The organism is Nonomuraea sp. NPDC052129 (assembly GCF_040680095.1).
Taxonomy (GTDB): Bacteria; Actinomycetota; Actinomycetes; order Streptosporangiales; family Streptosporangiaceae; genus Nonomuraea.
Window position 1 is genome coordinate 93,646 of sequence record NZ_JBFAVX010000031.1, and the last position, 18,641, is coordinate 112,286.

The window sequence follows — 18,641 nt, forward strand, 5'->3', positions numbered from 1 at the left end:
AGACGTCAGATGGTGCCGACGACCTCGGAGGCGCCGGGAACGTCGCTGAGGGGACGCGACGCCGGGCCGATGTACTTGGCGCTCGGACGGACCAGGCGGCCCGTGAGCTTCTGCTCCAGGATGTGCGCGGCCCAGCCGGCCGTGCGGGCGCAGGTGAACATCGAGGTGAACATGTGCGAGGGCACCTCGGCGAAGTCCAGCACCACGGCCGCCCAGTACTCGACGTTCGTGGCGAGCACCCGGTCGGGCTTGCGCGCGTGCAGTTCCTCCAGTGCGGCCTGCTCCAGAGCGGCGGCGACCTCGTAACGAGGCGCGTTGAGCTCCTTCGCGGTACGGCGCAGCACCCGCGCGCGCGGGTCCTCGGCACGGTAGACGCGATGGCCGAAGCCCATCAGCCGGCTGCCCTTGTCGAGCTCGCTCTGCACGTACTTCTTGGCGTCGCCCAGGTGCTCGACACCTTCGATCATGTGCAGCACCCGGGCCGGAGCACCGCCGTGCAGCGGGCCGGACATGGCGCCGACGGCACCGGAGAGCGCGGCCGCCACGTCGGCGCCGGTGGAGGCGATGACCCTGGCGGTGAACGTGGAGGCGTTCATGCCGTGCTCGGCGGCCGAGGTCCAGTAAGCGTCGATGGCCTTGACGTGGTTGGGGTCGGGCTCGCCACGCCAGCGGACCATGAACCGCTCGACGATGGTCTTGGCCTCGTCGACGCGGCTCTGCGGCACCATCGGCAGGCCGAGGCCGCGCGCCGACTGCGCCACGAAGGACAGCGCCATCACGGAGGCGCGCGCGAGCTGGTCGCGGGCCTCCTCGTCACTGATGTCGAGGAGCGCCTTGAAGCCGTAGGCCGGGGCCAGCATGGCCAGCGCGCTCTGTACGTCTACGCGGATGTCACCTGAGTGGACAGGAATGGGGTACGGCTCCGCCGGGGGCAGGCCCGGCTGGAACTTGTTGTCGACCAGCAGGCCCCAGACGTGCCCGAAGGGGACACGGCCGACCAACTCCTCGATGTCGACACCCCGGTAGCGAAGGGCGCCCCCTTCTTTGTCCGGTTCCGCGATCTCGGTCTCGAAAGCTACAACGCCCTCGAGGCCGGGTTTGAAGTCGGACATTCTCGGCCGCCTCCCTTTCTTGCCATGTTGCGGCAATGCCTTGATGTCGAGATACCGGCGGGTCAATTTAACCCCCTACCCGCCCGTGGTCGGTCTCCGGACCCGCCGGAACGCGAAAGCCGCTGGTAGGGAGTGTTGTGTGGGATCTGCCATCAAGCGCGCAAGAATACCGTCTCGTGGATGCCACCTCGCGCCCGCCCGCGCTGGCGGGGCTTCGCCGTACGTATGAGGGCGAGCCGCTGCTCGAAGCCGATCTCTCCGCCGATCCGATCACCCAATTCGCCACCTGGTTCCAGGAGGCGCTCACGGCCGGCCTGCCGGAACCGAACGCCATGGTGCTGGCCACGGCCTCGGCCGGCGGCCGGCCGAGCGCCAGGACCGTCCTGCTGAAGGGCTATGACGAGCAGGGGTTCGTCTTCTACACCAACTACGAGTCGCGCAAGGGCCGCGACCTGGCCGAGAACGCCCGCGCGTCGCTGCTGTTCCCTTGGCACCCGATCCGCCGCCAGGTGCGGATCGAGGGCACGGTCGTGCGGCTCTCGCATGAGGAGTCGGCCGACTACTTCAACTCCAGGCCGTACGGCTCGCGGATCGGGGCCTGGGCGTCACGCCAGTCCGCGGTCGTGCGGTCCAGGGAGGAGTTGGACGCCCGATACGACGAGCTCGCCGCCCGGTGGCCGGAGCATCCGCCCGTTCCCGACTTCTGGGGTGGGTTCCGGGTCAGCCCGCTGGAGGTGGAGTTCTGGCAGGGGCAGCTTGACAGGATGCATGACAGGCTGCGATACCGGCGAACCCGCCCCGGATGGGTTCTGGAGAGGCTTGCCCCTTAATGTGCCTTAAGTGGCAATCGGGGAGTTGGTCAAGCGTCATCTCATAGACATACGGCCGCTGGCCGTTCCCACCTATAGACGCCTCTGGTCCGGTCAGGCCATCGCCAACATCGGCATCGGCGTGACCGTCGTCGCGGTCAGCAAGCAGGTTTGGGACCTCACCCAGTCCTCGTTCTGGGTCGGCCTGCTGGGTCTGGCCAACCTGCTCCCACTCCTGGTGTTCGGGCTGTGGGGCGGGGCGTTCGCCGACGCGGTCGACCGGCGCCGGCTGCTGATCACCAGCTCGCTCATCTCCTGGGGCGCGACGCTCTTCATCCTGGCCCAGGCCCTCCTCGGCCTGGGCAACGTCTACCTGCTGCTGCTCGCCGCGGCCGTGAGCGCCACCGGGTTCGCGATGACCTCGCCCGCCCGCGGCGCGATCATCCCGAGAATCCTGCCCGCCGAGCTGGTGCCCGCCGCCAACGCGCTCAACTCACTGGTCTTCGGGTTCGGCGCGATCATCGGGCCGATGATCGCGGGCGTGCTGCTGGCCTGGCAGGGCTACGCGCTGGCGTACGGAATCGACGCGGTGCTCTTCACGGCCAGCCTCTACGCGTCGATCCGGCTGCCCCGGCTGCTCCCGATGGGGGAGATCCAGCGGCCCGGCTGGCGGTCGGTGATCGACGGGCTGCGCTACATCGCGACCGGGCCGGTCCTGCTGATGTCGTTCGTCGTGGACATCATCGCGATGGTGTTCGCGCTGCCAAGGGCGCTGATCCCGCAGGCCGTGTCCGAGCGCTTCGACGGCTCGCCGATCGCGCTCGGCTGGCTGTCCGCCGGCATGGCCATCGGCGCGGTGCTCGGCGCGCTCGGCTCCGGCTGGGTGGGCCGGGTACGCCGTCAGGGGGTGGCGCTGACGGTCACGATCGCGCTCTGGGGGCTCAGCGTGGCCGCGGCCGGGTTAGCCCAGCAGCTCTGGCTCATGGTCGTGCTGATGGCCGTTGGGGGCGTGGCCGACATGGTCTCGTCGGTCTGGCGGCAGTCCATCCTGCAGCTGCACGCTCCTGACGAGATGCGCGGGCGGATGCAGGGGGCGTTCATGGTGGTCGTGGCGGGCGGGCCGCGCCTGGGCGACCTGCGGGCCGGGCTGACCGCCGTGTGGTTCGGGCTGACGTGGGCGTGGGTGGGCGGCGGGCTGGCGTGTGCCGTCGCGGTCCTGATCGTCGGACTGTCGGTGCCGAGCTTCCGGAACTACCGGGCCGGTTAGCCGCTTTCCTCACGATCGGGAAGTAATCAGCGTGCTCGGTTGTTGTGGAGCGTCACCCCTGCCGGTCGTTCTCCCCATAGGGTTCCGAGTGACTTCTGTGCCCCGTCGCCGACGGGTCCAGACCCTGCCCTGACCGGCGTAGCATTCAGTTGGGAGGAGCCTTGACCGCACACGGCCTGATCGACACCACGGAGATGTACCTCCGCACGATTTTCGAGCTCGAGGAGGAGGGCATCGTCCCGTTGCGCGCGCGCATCGCGGAGCGGCTCCAGCAGAGCGGTCCCACCGTGAGCCAGACCGTGGCCCGGATGGAGCGCGACGGCCTGGTCCGCGTCGAAGGTGACCGCCACCTGTCGATGACCGACCTCGGGCGCACCCTGGCCACACGCGTGATGCGCAAGCACCGGCTCGCGGAGTGCCTGCTGACCCAGGTGATCGGCCTGCCCTGGGAAGACGTGCACATCGAGGCGTGCCGCTGGGAGCACGTGATGTCCGAGTCCGTGGAGACCCGGCTGGTGACGCTGCTCGACAACCCGACGGTCTGCCCGCACGGCAACCCGATCCCCGGGCTGGGCGAGCTGGGCGCCAGAGAGCCCGTTGAGGGTGGCCCCAGCCTCTTGACATCCATGTCCGACCTCGCCGGACCAAGAGATATACCCGTGGTCGTGCGGCGAATTAGCGAACAAGTGCAAAGCGATCCTGCTGTGATGCTTAAACTCAAGCAAGTTGGGATACAACCCGGACGCGAGGTGACGCTCGCGGCGAGCGACGACGGTGTGCGGGTGACAGGTGACGGTGACGCGAACGACACTCTCGCGGAGCTTCCGCGTGACGTTGCCGCGCATGTTTTCGTCTCCAGGCGCTGACTCGCCCGCTACTCCTTGGTTGAATCCCTATTGGGAGGCCCTCCACTCCCGGCCGGTCGACGCTGTTGCAGGAGTGCCCGTGGTTCGCATTGCGCACATGCCCTCCCTAGGAGTGGTCTCCGGATGAAGCGTTGGGGGGATGTGTCCCAGGAAGAGGCTGATCATCTGGCGGCTGAATCCGTGCTTGATCATGCCGAGATGGCGGTCGTGGTGACCGACCGTTTCAGCAATCTCCTCTATTGGAACCCCTTCGCCGAGAAGCTCTTCGGCCGCCCGTCGAAGTCGTCACGTGACACCTCGATGCTGTCGCTGGGCATCATGGAGAAGGATCACCCGCTCGCCATCGAGCTCACCAAGCATGTGCTCAAGGGCGGGGTGTGGGAGGGCACCTTCGACGTGCGGCGGGGTGACGGCACGATCGTCTACGTCCGCGCCCAGGCCGTGCCGCTGCGCCACCCCTCGGGGTCGGTGACCGGCATCGTCGTCACCGCCCGTGAGGCGCTGCGCAGCAACGAGCGGGAGAAGGACCGCTTCGGCCTGCTGGAGCGCATCGGCGAGCGGCTGGCCGGCTCCCTTTACGTCGAGGAGACGCTCAAGCGGGTGGCCGAGATGCTCGTCCCGCAGTTCGCCGACCACTGCTTCATCGAGTTGATGGAGGGCGACCGGCTGGTCCGGCGGGTCTCGCAGCACGTCCAGGGCTGGAGCCCACCGGCCGGCACCTGGAAGCCCGTGGGCGCGGAGATCCGCTACCCCGCCTCCCACTACGCCGACACCGCGCTGCGCCGCCAGGAGACCATCCTCGTCGAGGACTTCGCCGTCAGCAGCTTTCCGTCGCCGAGCGAGGGCAGCGCCAAGCTGTGCGGCGAGGTCGGCATGACCTCCGCCATCGTGGCCCCCTTGTGCGTACGCGGCGAGACGCTCGGCCTGATGTACCTCGGGCTGTCCAACCTGACCGACCGCCGCAGCCCCCACTACGACGCTTTCGACCGCGACTTCGTCGGCGCCATCGCCACCCGGGTCGCGCTCGCGATCGACAACGCGCTGCTGTTCGAGGAGGAGCGGCACACCGCCGAGTCCTTCCAGAAGCACCTGCTGCCGCGCGCGCTGCCCCAGCTCGACGGCCTGCAGATCGCGGTGCGCTACTACCCGGCGGCGCCCCTCGCCTCCCACGGCCAGGGCATCCAGACCCAGGTCGGCGGCGACTGGTATGACGTGATCCCGCTGTCGGCCGGTCGCGTCGGCATCGTCATCGGCGACGTGGAGGGCCGGGGCGCCAAGGCCGCGGCCATCATGGGCCAGCTCAGGGCGGCGCTGCGGGCCTTCGCGCAGGACGACAAGTCACCGGCCGACATCCTGGCCAGGCTCGACGAGTGGACCCGCATCATCGCCACTCCCGAGAAGGACGACAGCGGCGCCGACATCAGCGTCCCGCCGATCGTGACCTGCCAATACCTCGTCTACGACGCTTGGTCGCGGCAGCTGTCGTTCGCCAACGCCGGGCACGCGCCGCCGTTGCTGCTCGTCGACGGCCAGTGCGTCGAGCTCGACATCGAGGAGGTCGGCCAGCCGTTGGGCGTACGCGCCAAGGGCCTGCACGCCGACCTCGTCTACAAGGAGGAGACCCGCACGCTGCCGCCCGGCGCGGCACTGCTCCTCTACACCGACGGCCTGGTCGACCGCCGCCCCGGCCGTGACGGCCGGATGCCGAGCGACGAGGAGACGCTGGGCGTCCTCTGCGAGAAGCTGGCGAAGATGGCCGACGCCGAGGTGGAGCGGGTGGCCGACGCGGCGACCGTCGCGGTGCCCGGCGAGATCGACGACGACATGGCGATCCTGGTGGTCCGGTCGAGCGAGTCGGACCTCGACGTCGAGGAGCGCACGTTCCCGGCCCAGCCGATCATGGTCGGCGAGGCGCGCCGGATGGCCTCCGAGGCGTTCGGCGGCTGGAACGTCCCCGAGGAGCGCGCCGAGCTGGCCTGCCTGCTCGTCTCCGAGGTCGTCACCAACGTGGTGCTCCACGCGGCCCACGGAAGCGTGCCCCGCAGGGAGCTGGTCGTCGAGGGGCCGCCGCTGCCGTTCGAGGAGTCGTGGGACGTGCCCGGCTTCGAGGACGAAGTGGTGAGCGACAAGGAGTTCACGCTGCGGCTGCGCAGGGGTGAGGAGTCGGTCTGGGTCGAGGTGTTCGACCAGGACCTGCGCCTGCCCCGGATCCGCAGCGCGGGGGAGAACGACGAGGGCGGGCGGGGCCTTTACCTGGTGGACCAGCTCGCCAGGCGCTGGGGGTCGAGACCCACCAGGGAAGGCAAAGCGGTCTGGTTCGAGATTCCCACCCGTAGCCGCTGAGTGATTGGCTCGAAGCCATGGACCTGGCCTTCGAACGACGCGGCACCGGCGAGCCACTGATCCTCCTGCACGGCATCGGGCACCACTGGCAGGCATGGCTGCCGGTCATGGACCGCCTCGCCGCCTCGCGTACCGTCATCGCCGTCGACCTGCCCGGCTTCGGCGTCTCGCCCGGCCTGCCCGACGGCACGCCGTACACCGCGGAGTCGCTCGCCGACGCGGTCGAGTCGTTCTGCGCGCTGCTCGGCGTGCGCGAGCCGCATGTCGCGGGCAACTCCCTCGGCGGCTACATCGCGCTGGAGCTGGCCTCGCGCGGCGTGGTCCGCACCGCCACCGCGCTGTCGCCCGCGGGTTTCTGGTCGCGCTCCGAGCTGCTGTACTGCCGGTCGGTGCTGCGCGCGCTGCGGGCCACGGCCAGGTCGCTGCCGCCGGAGCAGGCCATCGGGCTAGCCGAGAACCCCCTCGGCCGGGCCCTGTCGGCCGGGCTCCTGGTGGCCCATCCGTCCCGGCTGTCGCCGACGGCGCTGATCGCCGCCACCCAGGCGCTGGGTGGTGCGCCCGGCTTCGACGAGACGCTGGAGGCGTTCGCCGGAGTGATGCCGCCCGCGCCGCCCAAGTCGCCCATCACGATCGCCTGGGGCGAGCACGACCGGCTGCTGCCGCGCCGCCAGGCCGTACGCGCCGCCAGGTGGTCGGGGCAGCGGGTCAAGCTGCTCAAGGGCTGCGGTCACGTGCCGATGAGCGACGATCCGGGGCTGGTGGCCCGGGTGCTGCTGGAGGGTAGCGGAGGTTAGGCGGCCTCTAGATTGGCGGCCATCTGGTTCAGGACCGCGAGGGTGGTCTGGAAGTCCTGCGTGCTCACGCCCTGGACGGCGAGTTGCCTGAACTCGCCCACGCGATCGAGGACCGCCGCGTGGGCCGTCTTGCCCTCCTCCGTGATGGTGGTGCCGGTGATCCATCCCCTGGCGGTCAGTTCGCGCACCGCGTCGCCGATGCCGTCGAACGCCTTCAGCGCCTCGTACGGGTCGTCGCCCTCGGCCGCGGCGTTGAGCGCCTGCCATTGGCGGCGCGAGAGGTCATGGTCGTGGAGTGCGCGGGCCATCGTGTCCTCAAGGAGGGTGTGGACATGCTTGAGGAGGAAGCCGATTCTTCGGTTCATGGATGTATAATAGCAACTATATGTACTATGACAATGAAATTTCCGCGGTCGAGCGCGCGATGGTCGCCATCAGGCGCAGGCAGAGCAGGCGCGCGCTGGCGCGGCTGCAGGGCGCGCCGGGTCCGGAGTTCGAGGTGCTCGACGTGATCGAGTCCGCGAGCGCGCCCGCCACCGTCTCCACGGTGGCCGAGGCGCTCTCGGTCGACCAGCCGAGGGCGAGCAGGCTGGTGGCGGCGGCCGTCGCGGCCGGCCTGGTCGAGCGGCGGGCGGATCAGGCCGACGGGCGCCGGGCGCTGCTCGTGCTGACCGACGCCGGCCGGACGGCGCTGGAGCAGGCACATCGCGGCAGGCAGGCGGCGTTCGCCGAGGCGATGACGGGATGGTCGGACGCGGAGCGCGCGGAGTTCGCGCGGCTCCTCACCCGCTTCGTCGAGGGGCTCCCCGGCTAGCGGACCGTCTGCCCATAGATGAGCAGCATGACAATGACGAAGACGATCATCACCCCGACGTAGCCCACCGGCCCCAGGCGCAACACGCGGCGCACGCGGTTGAGCCCCCAGGCGAACAGCAACGCCAGAAAAACCAGCAGGATCAGGCCGCCGTACATGCTGACCAGTATGCGGCGTCGGGGCGCCTCTCGCGCGTCATGTGGCCGGATTCTAGAACCCGAAGGACCTTCCGATGATCTCCTTCATGATCTCGGTCGTGCCGCCGTAGATGCTCTGGACGCGGCTGTCGATCCACGCCTTGGCGACCGGGTACTCCATCATGTAGCCGTAGCCGCCGTGCAACTGGAGGCAGCGGTCGATGACCTTGTTCTGGAGCTCGGTGGTCCACCACTTGGCCTTGGCGGCGTCGACCACGGTCAGCTCCTTGGCGTTGAGCGCCCGGATGCACTTGTCCACGTAGTGGCGGGCGATCTCCGTCTCGGTGGCCAGCTCCGCCAGGACGAACCGGGTGTTCTGGAAGGACCCGATATTTCGTCCGAAAGCCTGACGGGACTTGCAGTACTCGATGGTCTGCTCCAGCACCGTCTCCGCCGCCGCGACCGCCGCCACCGCGATGGACAGCCGCTCCTGCGGCAGATTGTTCATGAGCTGGAAGAAGCCCTGGCCCTCTTCGGCGCCGAGCCGGTTGGCCACGGGGACGCGGACGTTCTCGAAGAACAGCTCGGCCGTGTCCTGCGCCTTCATCCCGATCTTGTCGAGATTGCGACCCCGCCCGAACCCCTCCATGCCCCGCTCGACGACCAGCAGCGTGGTGCCGCGCGCCCCGCCCGCGGGGTCGGTCTTGGCGACCACCACGACGAGGTCGGCGTTGATCCCGTTCGTGATGAACGTCTTCTGCCCGTTGACCAGGTAATGATCGCCTTCGAGGACCGCCGTCGTCCTGACCCCCTGCAGGTCGCTCCCGGCGCCCGGCTCGGTCATCCCGATCGCCGTGATGAGCTCGCCGCTGACGAACCCGGGCAGCCAGCGCCGCTTCTGCTCCTCGTCCGTCAGGTCGACGAGGTACGGCGCCATGATGTCGTTGTGCAGCCCGAACCCGAGCCCTGACGCGCCATGCCGGATGATCTCCTCGACGATGACCGCGTTGAACCGGAAGTCGGTGACACCGGCCCCGCCGTACTCCTCGGGGACGGAGAACCCGAACAGGCCGATCTCCCCGGCCTTCTTCCACACATCACGCGGGACGATGCCGTCCTTCTCCCACTGGCCGTGGTGTGACACGACTTCACGGGCCATGAACTCGCGCACGGTCTCCTGGAAGAGCAGGTGCTCCTCGTCGAAGAGGTCTCGCCGCATCAGTCGCCTCCAAGTGGGGGGTGGTCGTGCTGGACAGAATACGATTCTGTTGCCGGTTTGCGGGGGCGGACACGGGTTCATCACAAGTGCCGGTAGTTGCGGTGTTCGGCGGATATCGACCCTAAGATCGACCTTCGGCCAACTGTGTTGATCGGAGTGTGCCGTGAATCGGTGGAGTAAGGCGTTCATCGCCGCATCGGTCGGCATGGCGGCGTCGGCCGCGTTCGTGGTGTCATCCCCCTCAGGGTCGGCGGAGTCCTCGCTCGTCGCGAAGTACCTCTGCACGGGTGGTGTCGCCGGTACGAACGGCGTGCAGTTGGAGGCCACGATCACGCCCAAGATCGCCGCGGGCGGCACGCTGGACGTCGGGTGGGCGCTGAAGTATCAGGGCACTCGCCGGTTCGGGTCGCCAGGCTTCTTCCCGGCGGGTTCGACGCTCAACCTCGAAGGCGTGGTGGACATCACCGGCGCCTGGGACGGTCAGCTCCGGCCGAAGGGCAGCAAGGACCAGGGCGAGCTCGTACTCGGTGACCAGCTCAAGCTCCCCGAGGGCCTGTCCGCAGGTGTCATCGTGAAGAACCCAGGCACCATCCGGGTCAGGCCGGGCGCACTGACGGTCCGGTTCACCCCCGCCAAGGGCGAGGTGATGGTCAACAACCACAAGGCGGTCATCTCATACACGCCTGACTGGAATCGGATCAGCACCGAGGAAGAGTTCGGCGACCACCTCTACGACCTGCACAAGACCAACCAGAAGGACGGGATCGCCAAGCTGAGCTTCGTCGGCACCCAGGTCTCCTACATCAGCAGGCGCGAGCGGGACCTCAGCGAGATCCGCGTGCTCCTCGATGGCGACACCGTGACCGACGGGCTGGTCGAGCCGGGTCTGGACCGCGACGGCACTCCGATGACCGGTACCAAGGCCAAGGAGGTCCTGTGGGAGTCGCCGGAGCTCCCCTACGGACCCCACACGATCGAGGTCATCAACACCGAGTCCAAGGTCGCCTATGTGGACGCCTTCAAGGTGAGCACCGGCGACCTGAACGAGCCGCCGACCCACAACCAGGCCACCTGCACGCTGCAGAACGACCCCGGCGCCATCGACGTGACGGTGCCCGGCGCCACACCCACCTCGCCAACCCCCACCTCGAGCCCCACGGTGACCACGCCCACCCCGACGGGTCCCACCGGCACGCCGACCCCGGACCCGACCACACCCACCCCCACGCTCCCGCACAACAACCCGCCGGGCACGAACGACGGCCTGGTGAGCGTGATACCGGGGAGCGTACGCACCAGTACGAGCACGGCGACCCCCAAACCGACCACGACCAAGACCACGTACGTCAAGGCGCAGGTCGCCAAGACACCCAAGGGCGGGGTCGACTCCGGTGAGGCGCCTGAGCCGCCGGGCGGCGGGTCATACGGGCTGATCGCGGGCGGCTCGATGCTGCTGATGGGCAGCGCCACAGGAGGGCTGCTGCTACGACGGCGCAAGGCCGAGCATGCCGGAGGAGTCGAGTCATGACCGAGCAGAAGCCGCTGCTGAACAGGGCACTTCCCGGGCTGCTGATCGCCGGGTCGCTGGGCGGGGTGGGCGCCATCATGGTCGGCCTGCTGTCGCTGGCGCCGGCCGTGGACGACGGCTCGGGTCCCGGGCCGCAGGCCCAGCAGCCGGGCGACACGGTCCAGATCCAGAACGCGGCGGGTGCCTTCGTCCTGCCGCCGACCGTGGGCCCCGGCGGCAAGAACGTGCCGCTCACCCCCGCCCGCCTCGACGCGCCGCCGCCGCTGGCCGCCGCCCCGGTCGTCGCGGCCATCCCGCCGGCCAAGACCAAGGCCACGAAGGCGAAGCCGTACCGGATCAAGATCCCCAAGATCAAGGTCAACGCCACCATCGGCTCGGTCACCGTCGACCTCAAGGGCAACCTCACGACCCCGCCGCTGACGAAGCCCGGCCTCACGGGCTGGTACAAGTTCTCGCCGGTCCCGGGCGAGCTCGGGCCCGCGGTGATCAACGGCCACGTGAGCACCAAGAAGGGCGCGGCGGTGTTCTACCGGCTCTCCGAGGTGGCCAAGGGGGACCAGATCTACGTGTACCGGTCGGACAAAAAGGTGACGCGGTTCACGGTGAGTGGGGTCGAGCAGGTCAGCAAGTCCTCGTTCCCGACGGCTCGGGTGTACGGGAACACGAAGAACGCGCAGCTCAGGCTGATCACTTGCGGGGGCGTCTTCAACAAGACGGCCCACAGTTACACGGACAACATCATCGTGTACGCCACCCTGTCCAAGAAGAAGGGGTAAGGGTGGCAAGTGCTTGCTTGTAGGGTTTACGCGAACTTCACAGGGACAGTTCGTATCATCGCTACCTAACCGTGACCAACGGCTGGGATTCTGGTACGCCTGTTGATACTGCGCGCTGAACGGAGAAGGACAGTGCTGACGTCCAAGGCGAGGCACCGCCTCGCCCTCAAGGCATCTGGCCTGGCCTTAGCGGGTGCGGGTATCTTCTGGGTGGTTCCGGCGATGGCCTCCGCGATGGCGCCGAAACCGGTTACCTACACGTGCACATCGGGCACAGGCACGGGCACCGACTACAAGTTCGAGATGGACCTGCAAGGGCCGCTGACCGCACCAGTGCCCAGCTCCGCAGCGGTGGTGACGTGGAAGATCGGCCAGCCGCTCGCCACTCCGTCGCTCACGGCATCATCGTCGATCGCCGCTACGGACCGCGTGGTCATCCAGGCGACAGTGGTCGTCACTGGAACGCCGAATCCCAGTCCGACCGAGACACGGTCAGTTGGCGCCTCCATGACGCCGGGCGCCGTTTCCCCCACGGCGACGATGCCTATTCCGCCGGTCCTGATCTCGCTCACGCCCAAGGCGACCGGTGTGATCGCCGTGGTGCCCGACGACTTCGTTCTGCAGGTAGGCCCCACAAGCGGCACGACAGCGACTACCCGGTACACCTGCACGGTCAAGGCCGGCTCCGAGGCCGAGGCGACCGCCGCTGCGGCCCTGATCACCGTCGCGACCGGCACCCCCACCGGCACTCCGACCGGCAGCTCCACCCCGAGCACAACGCCCACCCCCACCCCCACGCCGACACCCACTCCCACCCCCAAGCCCACCAAGACGCGCACCGCCTACGTCACCAAGACCCCCACGGCGACGAAGACCACCACCAAGAGCTCCAAGACCCCCAAGGCCGGAGCCGACACAGGTGGTGGCGGTGACATGGGTCCCGACGGCAGGATGGTCGTGCTGACCGGATCCGCACTGATACTCGCCGCCGGCGTTGGAGGACTCGTCATGCGTCGCCGTTCCGCCACCAGAGGCTGATCGAGGTGGCCGGACAGTACCCCTACGGGGGCGAGCCGCCGCAGGACAGGGGCAGCACCGTACTCAGGTCGGTGCTGATCCTCGCCGCCGTGGCCGGAGTGGTGACCGTGGTGGCCGGGCTGCTGATCGTGCTCCGTTCGCCCGAGGAGTACGGCCTGGCCAGCCAGCGGGACACGCTGCCCGTCACCGTGCAGCCCGACGGCAAGACGACGGGGCAGCCGGCGCAGGCCCTGTTCAAGGCGGCCCCCACGGTGCCGCCGCCGCTGCCGCTGCCGGACCCCGCGCCTGCGATGTTGCCGTCCACTCCGCAGCGGATCGTGATCAAGAGACTGGGGATCAACGCGCCGGTCGAGTCCCTTGGGCTCGCCAAGGACGGGACGATCCAGGTGCCGGCGGCCAACAATCCCAACCTGGTCGGCTGGTACCGCAACATGTCCACCCCCGGCGAAGCCGGTCCGGCCGTGATGCTCGGGCACAAGGACACCCGGACGCGCAGTGCCGTCTTCAGCCGCCTGTACGAGATCCGCAACGGCGACACCATCGAGGTCAAGCGGCAGGACCGTACGACCGCGGTGTTCACCGTCGGCGGCGTCGAGCAGGCGAGCAAGAAGACGTTCCCCACTCAGCGCGTCTACGGCAACCAGCCCAACGCCAACGCCCAGCTCCACCTCATCACCTGCGGCGGCACGTACAACCGCAGTATCGGTCACTACACCGACAACATCATCGTCTATGCGACGATGACAAGCTCCTATCGAGGCTGAACGCGGAGGCGCGTCATGGGCTGGATGGCTAAGCGGAGACTGCGTACTGGCCCGACGGCGGCGTTGCCCGCCAAACCGAGCCAGGCAGATCTCCTGCGACTGGTACGGCTGGCAGACCCGGAGGCCCGCGAGGACGGCGCCGACATCGTGGCGGTGGACGTCCGGGTGCACGCCCCGGTCGAGGCCGAGCCCGAGTTGGTGGGCGGCGAGCTGGAACAGGTGTGGGCCTGCCGGGTGGTGGCGGAGGGCCCGCTGCCGTTCGACTACTTCGACCGCTACCTGGCCGAGGGGATCGCCTTCCGCCTCGGCGGGCTGGCTGTGTGCAGAGGCGAGGTGACCGACCCCGCCGACAGCGATCGTGGCGGTCCAGCGGTGATCCTTCCGGAACGGCCGACGCCGGATGAGCTGCGGGCGGTGCTGAGCGGCCTCGACGACAGCCCGAAGGCTGACGTGGGTGACGAGACCGGCAGCGACGACAGCGCTACGGACGACACCGCGCCCGAGGGCACCACCACTGCCGACGCCACGCCCACAGAGGCCGGTACGGGTGCGACCGTCGACACGGAAGCCGAAAAGGACCCCGAAACCGACGCTGAAGCTGAAACGAGCGCCGACGCTGAGACTGAAGCAGCCACCGAAGCCGCTGAAGCCGCTGAAGTCGCTGAAGTCGCCGAGGCTACTGCTGCTCCTGGCGACGACATCAACCCGGACGATTTCCTCTACACGGTCGGCGACATACGGGTCCTCGTGGTCCCGGAAAAGGGTCGTCCGCCCGCCGTACAGGAGCTCCTGCCCTTCGCCACCGAGCTGACCGCGATCGAGCTGCGCGGCGACGACCCCGAGAAGGTCGGCGCGCTCGCGCTGCGTCTGGCGGACGCGCTGAACGGGCTGATCGTGGACCGGTGGCGGTTCCGGATCGATGCGGCGGAGGACCTTCTGCCCCCAGGGTGACGGGGCGTAGAGCATCGTTCTGTTGTAGTCTCTCCCTAATAACCGAACAATGCTCGGTTTCAGGAGGCACTGTGGCAGAGGCGTACATCGTCGGGGCGGTCCGCACCCCGGTCGGCAAGAAGAAGGGCGGCCTTTCCACCGTCCACCCCACTGACCTGGCCGCTCATACGCTGAAGGCGCTGATCGACCGCACCGGCGTCGACCCCACCGCGGTGGAGGACGTCATCATGGGGTGCGTCATGCAGTTCGGCCCCCAGAGCATGGACATCGCGCGAAATGCCTGGCTCTCGGCGGGACTGCCGGAGACCACGGCCGGTGTCACCATCGACCGGCAGTGCGGCTCCTCGCAGCAGTCGATCCACTTCGCCGCGCAGGGCGTCATGTCCGGCACCCAGGACCTGGTCGTGGCGGCCGGCGTCGAGTCGATGAGCATTGTCCCCATGGGCTCGTCGATCACGGCCGCGCTGGAGAAGGGCATGCCGTTCCCGTTCGGCGACATGTGGGTCGAACGGTACGGAAAGCAGGAGATTTCGCAGTTCCGCGGCGCGGAGCTGATGTGCGAGAAGTGGGGCTTCAAGCGCGAGGAGCTGGAGCGGTACGCCTTCGAATCCCACCAGCGGGCCGCCAAGGCCATCGCGAACGGCTACTTCAAGGACCAGATCGCGCCCATCAACGACGTCTCCGACGACGAGGGGCCACGGGCGGACACGACGCTGGAGAAGATGGCCGGGCTGAAGACGCTCAAGGAGGACGGCCAGATCACCGCCGCTACCGCGTCGCAGATCTCCGACGGCTCGGGCGCGGTGCTGATCGCCTCGGCGCAGGCCGTGAAGGACCACGGGCTGACCCCGCGCGCCCGCATCCACCAGCTCGCGCTCATGGGTGACGACCCGGTGTACATGCTGACGGCGCCGATCCCGGCGACGCGGCGGGCACTGGACAAGGCCGGCATGTCGATCGACGACATCGCCGTCACCGAGATCAACGAGGCGTTCGCGCCGGTGCCGCTGGCCTGGATGAAGGAGCTCGGCGCCGACCCGGCCACCGTCAACCCCAACGGCGGCGCCATCGCCCTGGGCCACCCGCTGGGCGGTACGGGCGCGATCCTGATGACCAAACTGCTGCACGAGCTGGAGCGTACGGGCGGCAGGTACGGCCTCCAGACGATGTGCGAGGGCGGCGGCCAGGCCAACGTCACCATCATCGAACGCCTCTAACACTGCTCATCGGGACAAGGCTCGCGCAGGGCCTTGCCGGACGGCACCCGGTACTGACGCGACGGTGCCCCGGCCCCTCGAACGAGGGGCCGGGGCACCGCGGGTTGTGTGCGGCGCGCCCATGGCGTTGGGTCGCGCGCCGCACTTACTACCATCCCGGTAGTGGACTAGCGTCCCTTGGACGGGATCCGCCTGGGCGGCGCGATGGGCCGCTGCGGCATCCTCGGCATCTGCCGGGGCACCGGCGGCGTCTCCTGCCCGGGGAGGTTCTTACCGTGTCTCTTCTTGCCTGAACGAACTCGCATGAGGAAGCTCCTTTACGTAATTCACGACGCGGCCAGGGCCGGTCGACAAGCTCAGCTGCCGCGTCTGGACGAGGTCGGCGGGCATACACACCGCCGGGCGGGGCCGAGTGGCCGGGGTATTGGCAACCCCAACGAATTACAGGTAAAAGCGCATGTCACTGAGACTATGCCTCGTCTGGCGCTCACGGCAACCGATTTATTCGCGTCCGCGTTCCGTGCGGACCTGCCGCTCTACGCGCTCGCCGACACCCGTGCCCGCCGACACCTGTGCCCGCCGACACCTGTGGGTCGACACCTGTGGGTCGACACCTGTGGGTCGACACCTGTGGGTCGACACCTGTGTGGGGTCGACACCCAAAACCCGCAAGCCCATCTCGTACGGCCAGTCTGGCTGCCGCCTCTCCTCAGCGGACAAGACCAGCCAGCAAGGCGTGCCACTGTGCCTCCGCCCGCCCGGCAGGCCATCGGTCACTTTCATCAACGATCCACTTGTTCGGCCCGTTTCGAGTACGCCGGATGAATCGCTGCCCGCCCGCCTGGCACAGCTCGTAGAAAGGGCTGGCGCACTCACAGGTCCACGCGATGACGCGCACGTGGCGGCCGTTGTCACGGGGCGCGTTCCACACCAATAGCTCGGCATGCGACTGCGCAGGGGACACGTGCGGGCTCCTGCAGTGAGGAGAAAACCACGCCTGATCAATCGTCCAGGACACTCCGGTGCACCTCATCTCGCGCACTCACGTCCTTGCCGCACAGGCGGACGTGTCGTTCTTTGTGGACATCTCCGCCCATACCACTCGCCGTCTGTAGCCCTCATCGCGCACGCCCCATCTGGCCGGTACGTTTCGACCAGCCATAGCCCTCGGCCGCCACAGTCGCCGGCGTCGGCGTTGCGCACCTCGGGAAAGGTCATGGCCGTCCCGTCGTCGATCACCTCGATGTAGGCCGTCGCAATATCCAGGGAGGTCACCTCGACCGTGACGAACCCGCCTGCCTCGGCGGATGCGGAGTGCGACACGGCGTTTGTCACTAGCTCACTGACCACGAGCCGGACGGCGTTCACATCGGCGTGCCCTGCCACCATCAGCACCTCACCCACACATCGACGTGCCACCGCCACCGAACGCGCCACACCAGGCAACACGATTTCGGCCAGGAACAGCCCTGACGCTCCAGGTGATTGACCTCCTCCAACGGCGAACTGTCCGCCGCGTCCGACAGAAAAGAGGGCAGCCTTGATAAGCGTGCTGAACACGTTTTGACCTCTCCACTACCTGCGATGTGGGCGAAACGGACCTTTCGGGCAGTTTTCTCACGGAGGTCGCCAGAAACTCTCGGTGTGCGAGATATTGCTCTCCGTGATGGCATCCTCGATGCCGATGGTGCTCTGGCACATGTGCAGATGTAAAGAGGTTCTCTGGAACTAGTTCAGATTGACCTTGTTCCAATGAAGTGACATGGGCGATACGGGAGGTCAAACGGTGTCAAGCGGGACTAGCCCCACGGTGGTGCGGCGCAGGCTGGCCGCCGAGCTCAGGGAACTGCGCCGGCAGTCCAACCTGAATCGCAAGCAGGTCGCCGATGCGGTGGGCATAGCCGAAAGCACCGTAACCAAGATCGAGAACAACTCCACGGCACCCGCCTTCAGCGTTGTCTCTGTGATGCTGGATCTGTACGAGGTCGAAGGCGAACAGCGGCAATTCCTGCTCACGCTGGCACGCGAAGCACGCAAGCGCGGCTGGTGGCAGAGCTACAAGGGCAAGGGGGCGATCCCCGAGTGGTTCGAGGTTTACGTCGGCATGGAGTCGGCGGCGTGCAGACTGAATCACTACGACTCCGAACTCATTCCTGGACTGCTTCAGACCGCCGACTACTACGGGGCGTACCTAGGGACGGCGCCTGCCGCCGCCAGCGCCGAGGACATCGAACGCAAGATTGAATTTCGCCTGGCTCGCCAGGATCGTCTGACCGCGTCGGACGAGCTGGAGTTGTGGTCGATCATGAATGAGGCATGCATACGGCGGATGGTCGGTGGCCGGGCCACGATGAAGGCTCAGTTGCGGCACCTCATGGAGATCAGTACGCGACCCAATGTGACCTTGCAGGTCCTTCCCTTTGAGACCGGATCGCATGCCGCGATGGACGGCTCGTTCATCGCGATCGAATTTCCTGATCCATGGCCGCCGGTGGTCTATCTGGAGAGTCAGTCGGACGCCCGATATTTGGAGGATCCTGCCGTGGTCCAAGGGTATAACGTGGTCTTTAACCACCTGCGAGCGAAGTCTTTGTCGGTCGAGGACAGCCTGGCACTCATTGCCCAAGTGGGAAGGGATCTTTGATGAGCGACACAAGCGACGCGACTGGAGTTGACATCGACCTGTCCCGGGTCGAGTGGTGCAAGTCGAGGTTCAGCAACAACGGTGGGGCCTGCGCTGAGTTCGGGAAGGTCTTCGTGCCCGATGGCGCGAAGCTGCACAAGCACGGTGATCTAGTGGTCGTGCGCGACTCGAAGGACCCGGACGGGCCGAAAGTGTTCCTCAACAAGGAAGAAATGCGCGCCCTGATAGACGGAATGAAGGACGGCAACTTCGATCATCTTCTCGCCGGATAATAGGACTGTGGCAGCGCTGATGCCCGGATTTCTGCATCAGCGCCCGTGGCCTTTCATTGGGCAAGGGAGGCCCTTTTACCGCCCGGCCTT

General features: G+C 67.8%; 20 protein-coding genes. 14 read left to right on the plus strand and 6 right to left on the minus strand.

Translation table 11 applies throughout. From position 1 onward, the window contains the following. Positions 1-5: 5 nt before the first annotated feature. On the minus strand, positions 6-1,112 hold the full coding sequence (locus AB0L53_RS44730; RefSeq protein WP_214643257.1) for a citrate synthase 2: 1,107 nt from the start codon (positions 1,110-1,112) through the stop codon (positions 6-8). Positions 1,113-1,288: 176 nt separating this feature from the next. Between AB0L53_RS44730 and pdxH the strand changes: the two genes are divergently transcribed. The 5 genes from pdxH (at position 1,289) to AB0L53_RS44755 (ending at position 7,191) form a co-directional block, all read left to right on the plus strand. Further along, a complete protein-coding gene (gene pdxH, locus AB0L53_RS44735; protein ID WP_225294082.1) occupies positions 1,289-1,942 on the plus strand; it encodes a pyridoxamine 5'-phosphate oxidase in 654 nt (217 codons plus the stop codon). A gap of 10 nt (positions 1,943-1,952) precedes the next feature. Then, positions 1,953-3,188, plus strand: coding sequence for an MFS transporter (locus AB0L53_RS44740; RefSeq protein ID WP_364008370.1), 1,236 nt, complete (start codon positions 1,953-1,955; stop codon positions 3,186-3,188). Positions 3,189-3,349: 161 nt separating this feature from the next. Continuing rightward, positions 3,350-4,054 carry a metal-dependent transcriptional regulator gene (locus tag AB0L53_RS44745; protein WP_358431939.1) on the plus strand — a complete coding sequence of 235 codons (705 nt, stop codon included), beginning with the start codon at positions 3,350-3,352 and terminating at the stop codon, positions 4,052-4,054. A gap of 123 nt (positions 4,055-4,177) precedes the next feature. After that, positions 4,178-6,397, plus strand: a complete 2,220-nt coding sequence (locus AB0L53_RS44750) for a SpoIIE family protein phosphatase (protein WP_357959827.1) — start codon at positions 4,178-4,180, stop codon at positions 6,395-6,397. A gap of 17 nt (positions 6,398-6,414) precedes the next feature. Beyond that, a complete protein-coding gene (locus AB0L53_RS44755) occupies positions 6,415-7,191 on the plus strand; it encodes an alpha/beta fold hydrolase (protein ID WP_364008374.1) in 777 nt (258 codons plus the stop codon). Here AB0L53_RS44755 and AB0L53_RS44760 read toward each other — a convergent pair. Then, positions 7,188-7,556: a hypothetical protein gene (locus tag AB0L53_RS44760; protein ID WP_364008377.1), complete on the minus strand. Its 369-nt coding sequence runs from the start codon at positions 7,554-7,556 to the stop codon at positions 7,188-7,190. The genes AB0L53_RS44755 and AB0L53_RS44760 overlap by 4 nt on opposite strands. Before the next feature lie 20 nt (positions 7,557-7,576). On the opposite strand from AB0L53_RS44760, the gene AB0L53_RS44765 reads away from it, so the two are divergent. Continuing rightward, positions 7,577-8,005: a MarR family transcriptional regulator gene (locus tag AB0L53_RS44765; RefSeq protein ID WP_364008380.1), complete on the plus strand. Its 429-nt coding sequence runs from the start codon at positions 7,577-7,579 to the stop codon at positions 8,003-8,005. On the opposite strand, the gene AB0L53_RS44770 is transcribed toward AB0L53_RS44765, so the two are convergent. Both AB0L53_RS44770 and AB0L53_RS44775 read right to left on the minus strand, forming a co-directional pair. Next, entirely contained in the window at positions 8,002-8,163 is a 162-nt protein-coding gene (locus AB0L53_RS44770; protein ID WP_364008383.1) for a hypothetical protein, read from the minus strand. The genes AB0L53_RS44765 and AB0L53_RS44770 overlap by 4 nt on opposite strands. A 52-nt stretch (positions 8,164-8,215) precedes the next feature. Next, positions 8,216-9,361, minus strand: coding sequence for an acyl-CoA dehydrogenase family protein (locus AB0L53_RS44775; protein ID WP_364008386.1), 1,146 nt, complete (start codon positions 9,359-9,361; stop codon positions 8,216-8,218). 163 nt (positions 9,362-9,524) lie between these two features. Between AB0L53_RS44775 and AB0L53_RS44780 the strand changes: the two genes are divergently transcribed. The 6 genes from AB0L53_RS44780 to AB0L53_RS44805 all read left to right on the plus strand — a co-directional run bounded on the left by AB0L53_RS44780 (position 9,525) and on the right by AB0L53_RS44805 (position 15,635). Further along, positions 9,525-10,889, plus strand: coding sequence for a hypothetical protein (locus AB0L53_RS44780; RefSeq protein WP_364008389.1), 1,365 nt, complete (start codon positions 9,525-9,527; stop codon positions 10,887-10,889). Beyond that, positions 10,886-11,665 (plus strand): class F sortase, encoded by a 780-nt coding sequence (locus tag AB0L53_RS44785; RefSeq protein WP_364008392.1) that lies wholly within the window; start codon positions 10,886-10,888, stop codon positions 11,663-11,665. The genes AB0L53_RS44780 and AB0L53_RS44785 overlap by 4 nt, the downstream gene beginning before the upstream one ends. A 132-nt stretch (positions 11,666-11,797) precedes the next feature. Continuing rightward, positions 11,798-12,703: a hypothetical protein gene (locus tag AB0L53_RS44790; protein ID WP_364008395.1), complete on the plus strand. Its 906-nt coding sequence runs from the start codon at positions 11,798-11,800 to the stop codon at positions 12,701-12,703. A 5-nt stretch (positions 12,704-12,708) separates the two neighbouring features. Beyond that, entirely contained in the window at positions 12,709-13,467 is a 759-nt protein-coding gene (locus AB0L53_RS44795) for a class F sortase (RefSeq protein WP_358431928.1), read from the plus strand. 24 nt (positions 13,468-13,491) lie between these two features. After that, positions 13,492-14,418, plus strand: a complete 927-nt coding sequence (locus tag AB0L53_RS44800) for a hypothetical protein (protein ID WP_364008398.1) — start codon at positions 13,492-13,494, stop codon at positions 14,416-14,418. A gap of 71 nt (positions 14,419-14,489) precedes the next feature. Then, positions 14,490-15,635, plus strand: coding sequence for an acetyl-CoA C-acetyltransferase (locus tag AB0L53_RS44805; protein ID WP_357959861.1), 1,146 nt, complete (start codon positions 14,490-14,492; stop codon positions 15,633-15,635). Between the two features lie 167 nt (positions 15,636-15,802). Here AB0L53_RS44805 and AB0L53_RS44810 read toward each other — a convergent pair whose 3' ends face one another. Both AB0L53_RS44810 and AB0L53_RS44815 read right to left on the minus strand, forming a co-directional pair. Beyond that, positions 15,803-15,940 carry a hypothetical protein gene (locus AB0L53_RS44810; RefSeq protein ID WP_364008401.1) on the minus strand — a complete coding sequence of 46 codons (138 nt, stop codon included), beginning with the start codon at positions 15,938-15,940 and terminating at the stop codon, positions 15,803-15,805. A gap of 724 nt (positions 15,941-16,664) precedes the next feature. Next, a complete protein-coding gene (locus tag AB0L53_RS44815; protein ID WP_364008404.1) occupies positions 16,665-17,195 on the minus strand; it encodes an ATP-binding protein in 531 nt (176 codons plus the stop codon). Between the two features lie 253 nt (positions 17,196-17,448). Between AB0L53_RS44815 and AB0L53_RS44820 the strand changes: the two genes are divergently transcribed. Both AB0L53_RS44820 and AB0L53_RS44825 read left to right on the plus strand, forming a co-directional pair. Further along, entirely contained in the window at positions 17,449-18,279 is an 831-nt protein-coding gene (locus tag AB0L53_RS44820) for a helix-turn-helix transcriptional regulator (RefSeq protein ID WP_364008407.1), read from the plus strand. Continuing rightward, complete coding sequence (locus AB0L53_RS44825) at positions 18,279-18,551, plus strand: DUF397 domain-containing protein (protein WP_364008410.1); 273 nt, start codon at positions 18,279-18,281, stop codon at positions 18,549-18,551. The genes AB0L53_RS44820 and AB0L53_RS44825 overlap by 1 nt, the downstream gene beginning before the upstream one ends. The last annotated feature ends 90 nt before the right edge of the window (positions 18,552-18,641 follow it).

What these genes read in the sequence shown, in the direction of transcription:
- AB0L53_RS44770 (WP_364008383.1), bottom strand. Translation starts at nt 8,163, where the DNA reads ATGTACGGCGGCCTGATCCTGCTGGTTTTTCTGGCGTTGCTGTTCGCC.
- AB0L53_RS44750 (WP_357959827.1), top strand. Translation starts at nt 4,178, where the DNA reads ATGAAGCGTTGGGGGGATGTGTCCCAGGAAGAGGCTGATCATCTGGCG.
- AB0L53_RS44775 (WP_364008386.1), bottom strand. Translation starts at nt 9,361, where the DNA reads ATGCGGCGAGACCTCTTCGACGAGGAGCACCTGCTCTTCCAGGAGACC.
- AB0L53_RS44730 (WP_214643257.1), bottom strand. Translation starts at nt 1,112, where the DNA reads ATGTCCGACTTCAAACCCGGCCTCGAGGGCGTTGTAGCTTTCGAGACC.
- AB0L53_RS44800 (WP_364008398.1), top strand. Translation starts at nt 13,492, where the DNA reads ATGGCTAAGCGGAGACTGCGTACTGGCCCGACGGCGGCGTTGCCCGCC.
- AB0L53_RS44765 (WP_364008380.1), top strand. Translation starts at nt 7,577, where the DNA reads ATGTACTATGACAATGAAATTTCCGCGGTCGAGCGCGCGATGGTCGCC.
- AB0L53_RS44760 (WP_364008377.1), bottom strand. Translation starts at nt 7,556, where the DNA reads ATGAACCGAAGAATCGGCTTCCTCCTCAAGCATGTCCACACCCTCCTT.
- AB0L53_RS44755 (WP_364008374.1), top strand. Translation starts at nt 6,415, where the DNA reads ATGGACCTGGCCTTCGAACGACGCGGCACCGGCGAGCCACTGATCCTC.
- AB0L53_RS44785 (WP_364008392.1), top strand. Translation starts at nt 10,886, where the DNA reads ATGACCGAGCAGAAGCCGCTGCTGAACAGGGCACTTCCCGGGCTGCTG.
- AB0L53_RS44810 (WP_364008401.1), bottom strand. Translation starts at nt 15,940, where the DNA reads ATGCGAGTTCGTTCAGGCAAGAAGAGACACGGTAAGAACCTCCCCGGG.
- AB0L53_RS44825 (WP_364008410.1), top strand. Translation starts at nt 18,279, where the DNA reads ATGAGCGACACAAGCGACGCGACTGGAGTTGACATCGACCTGTCCCGG.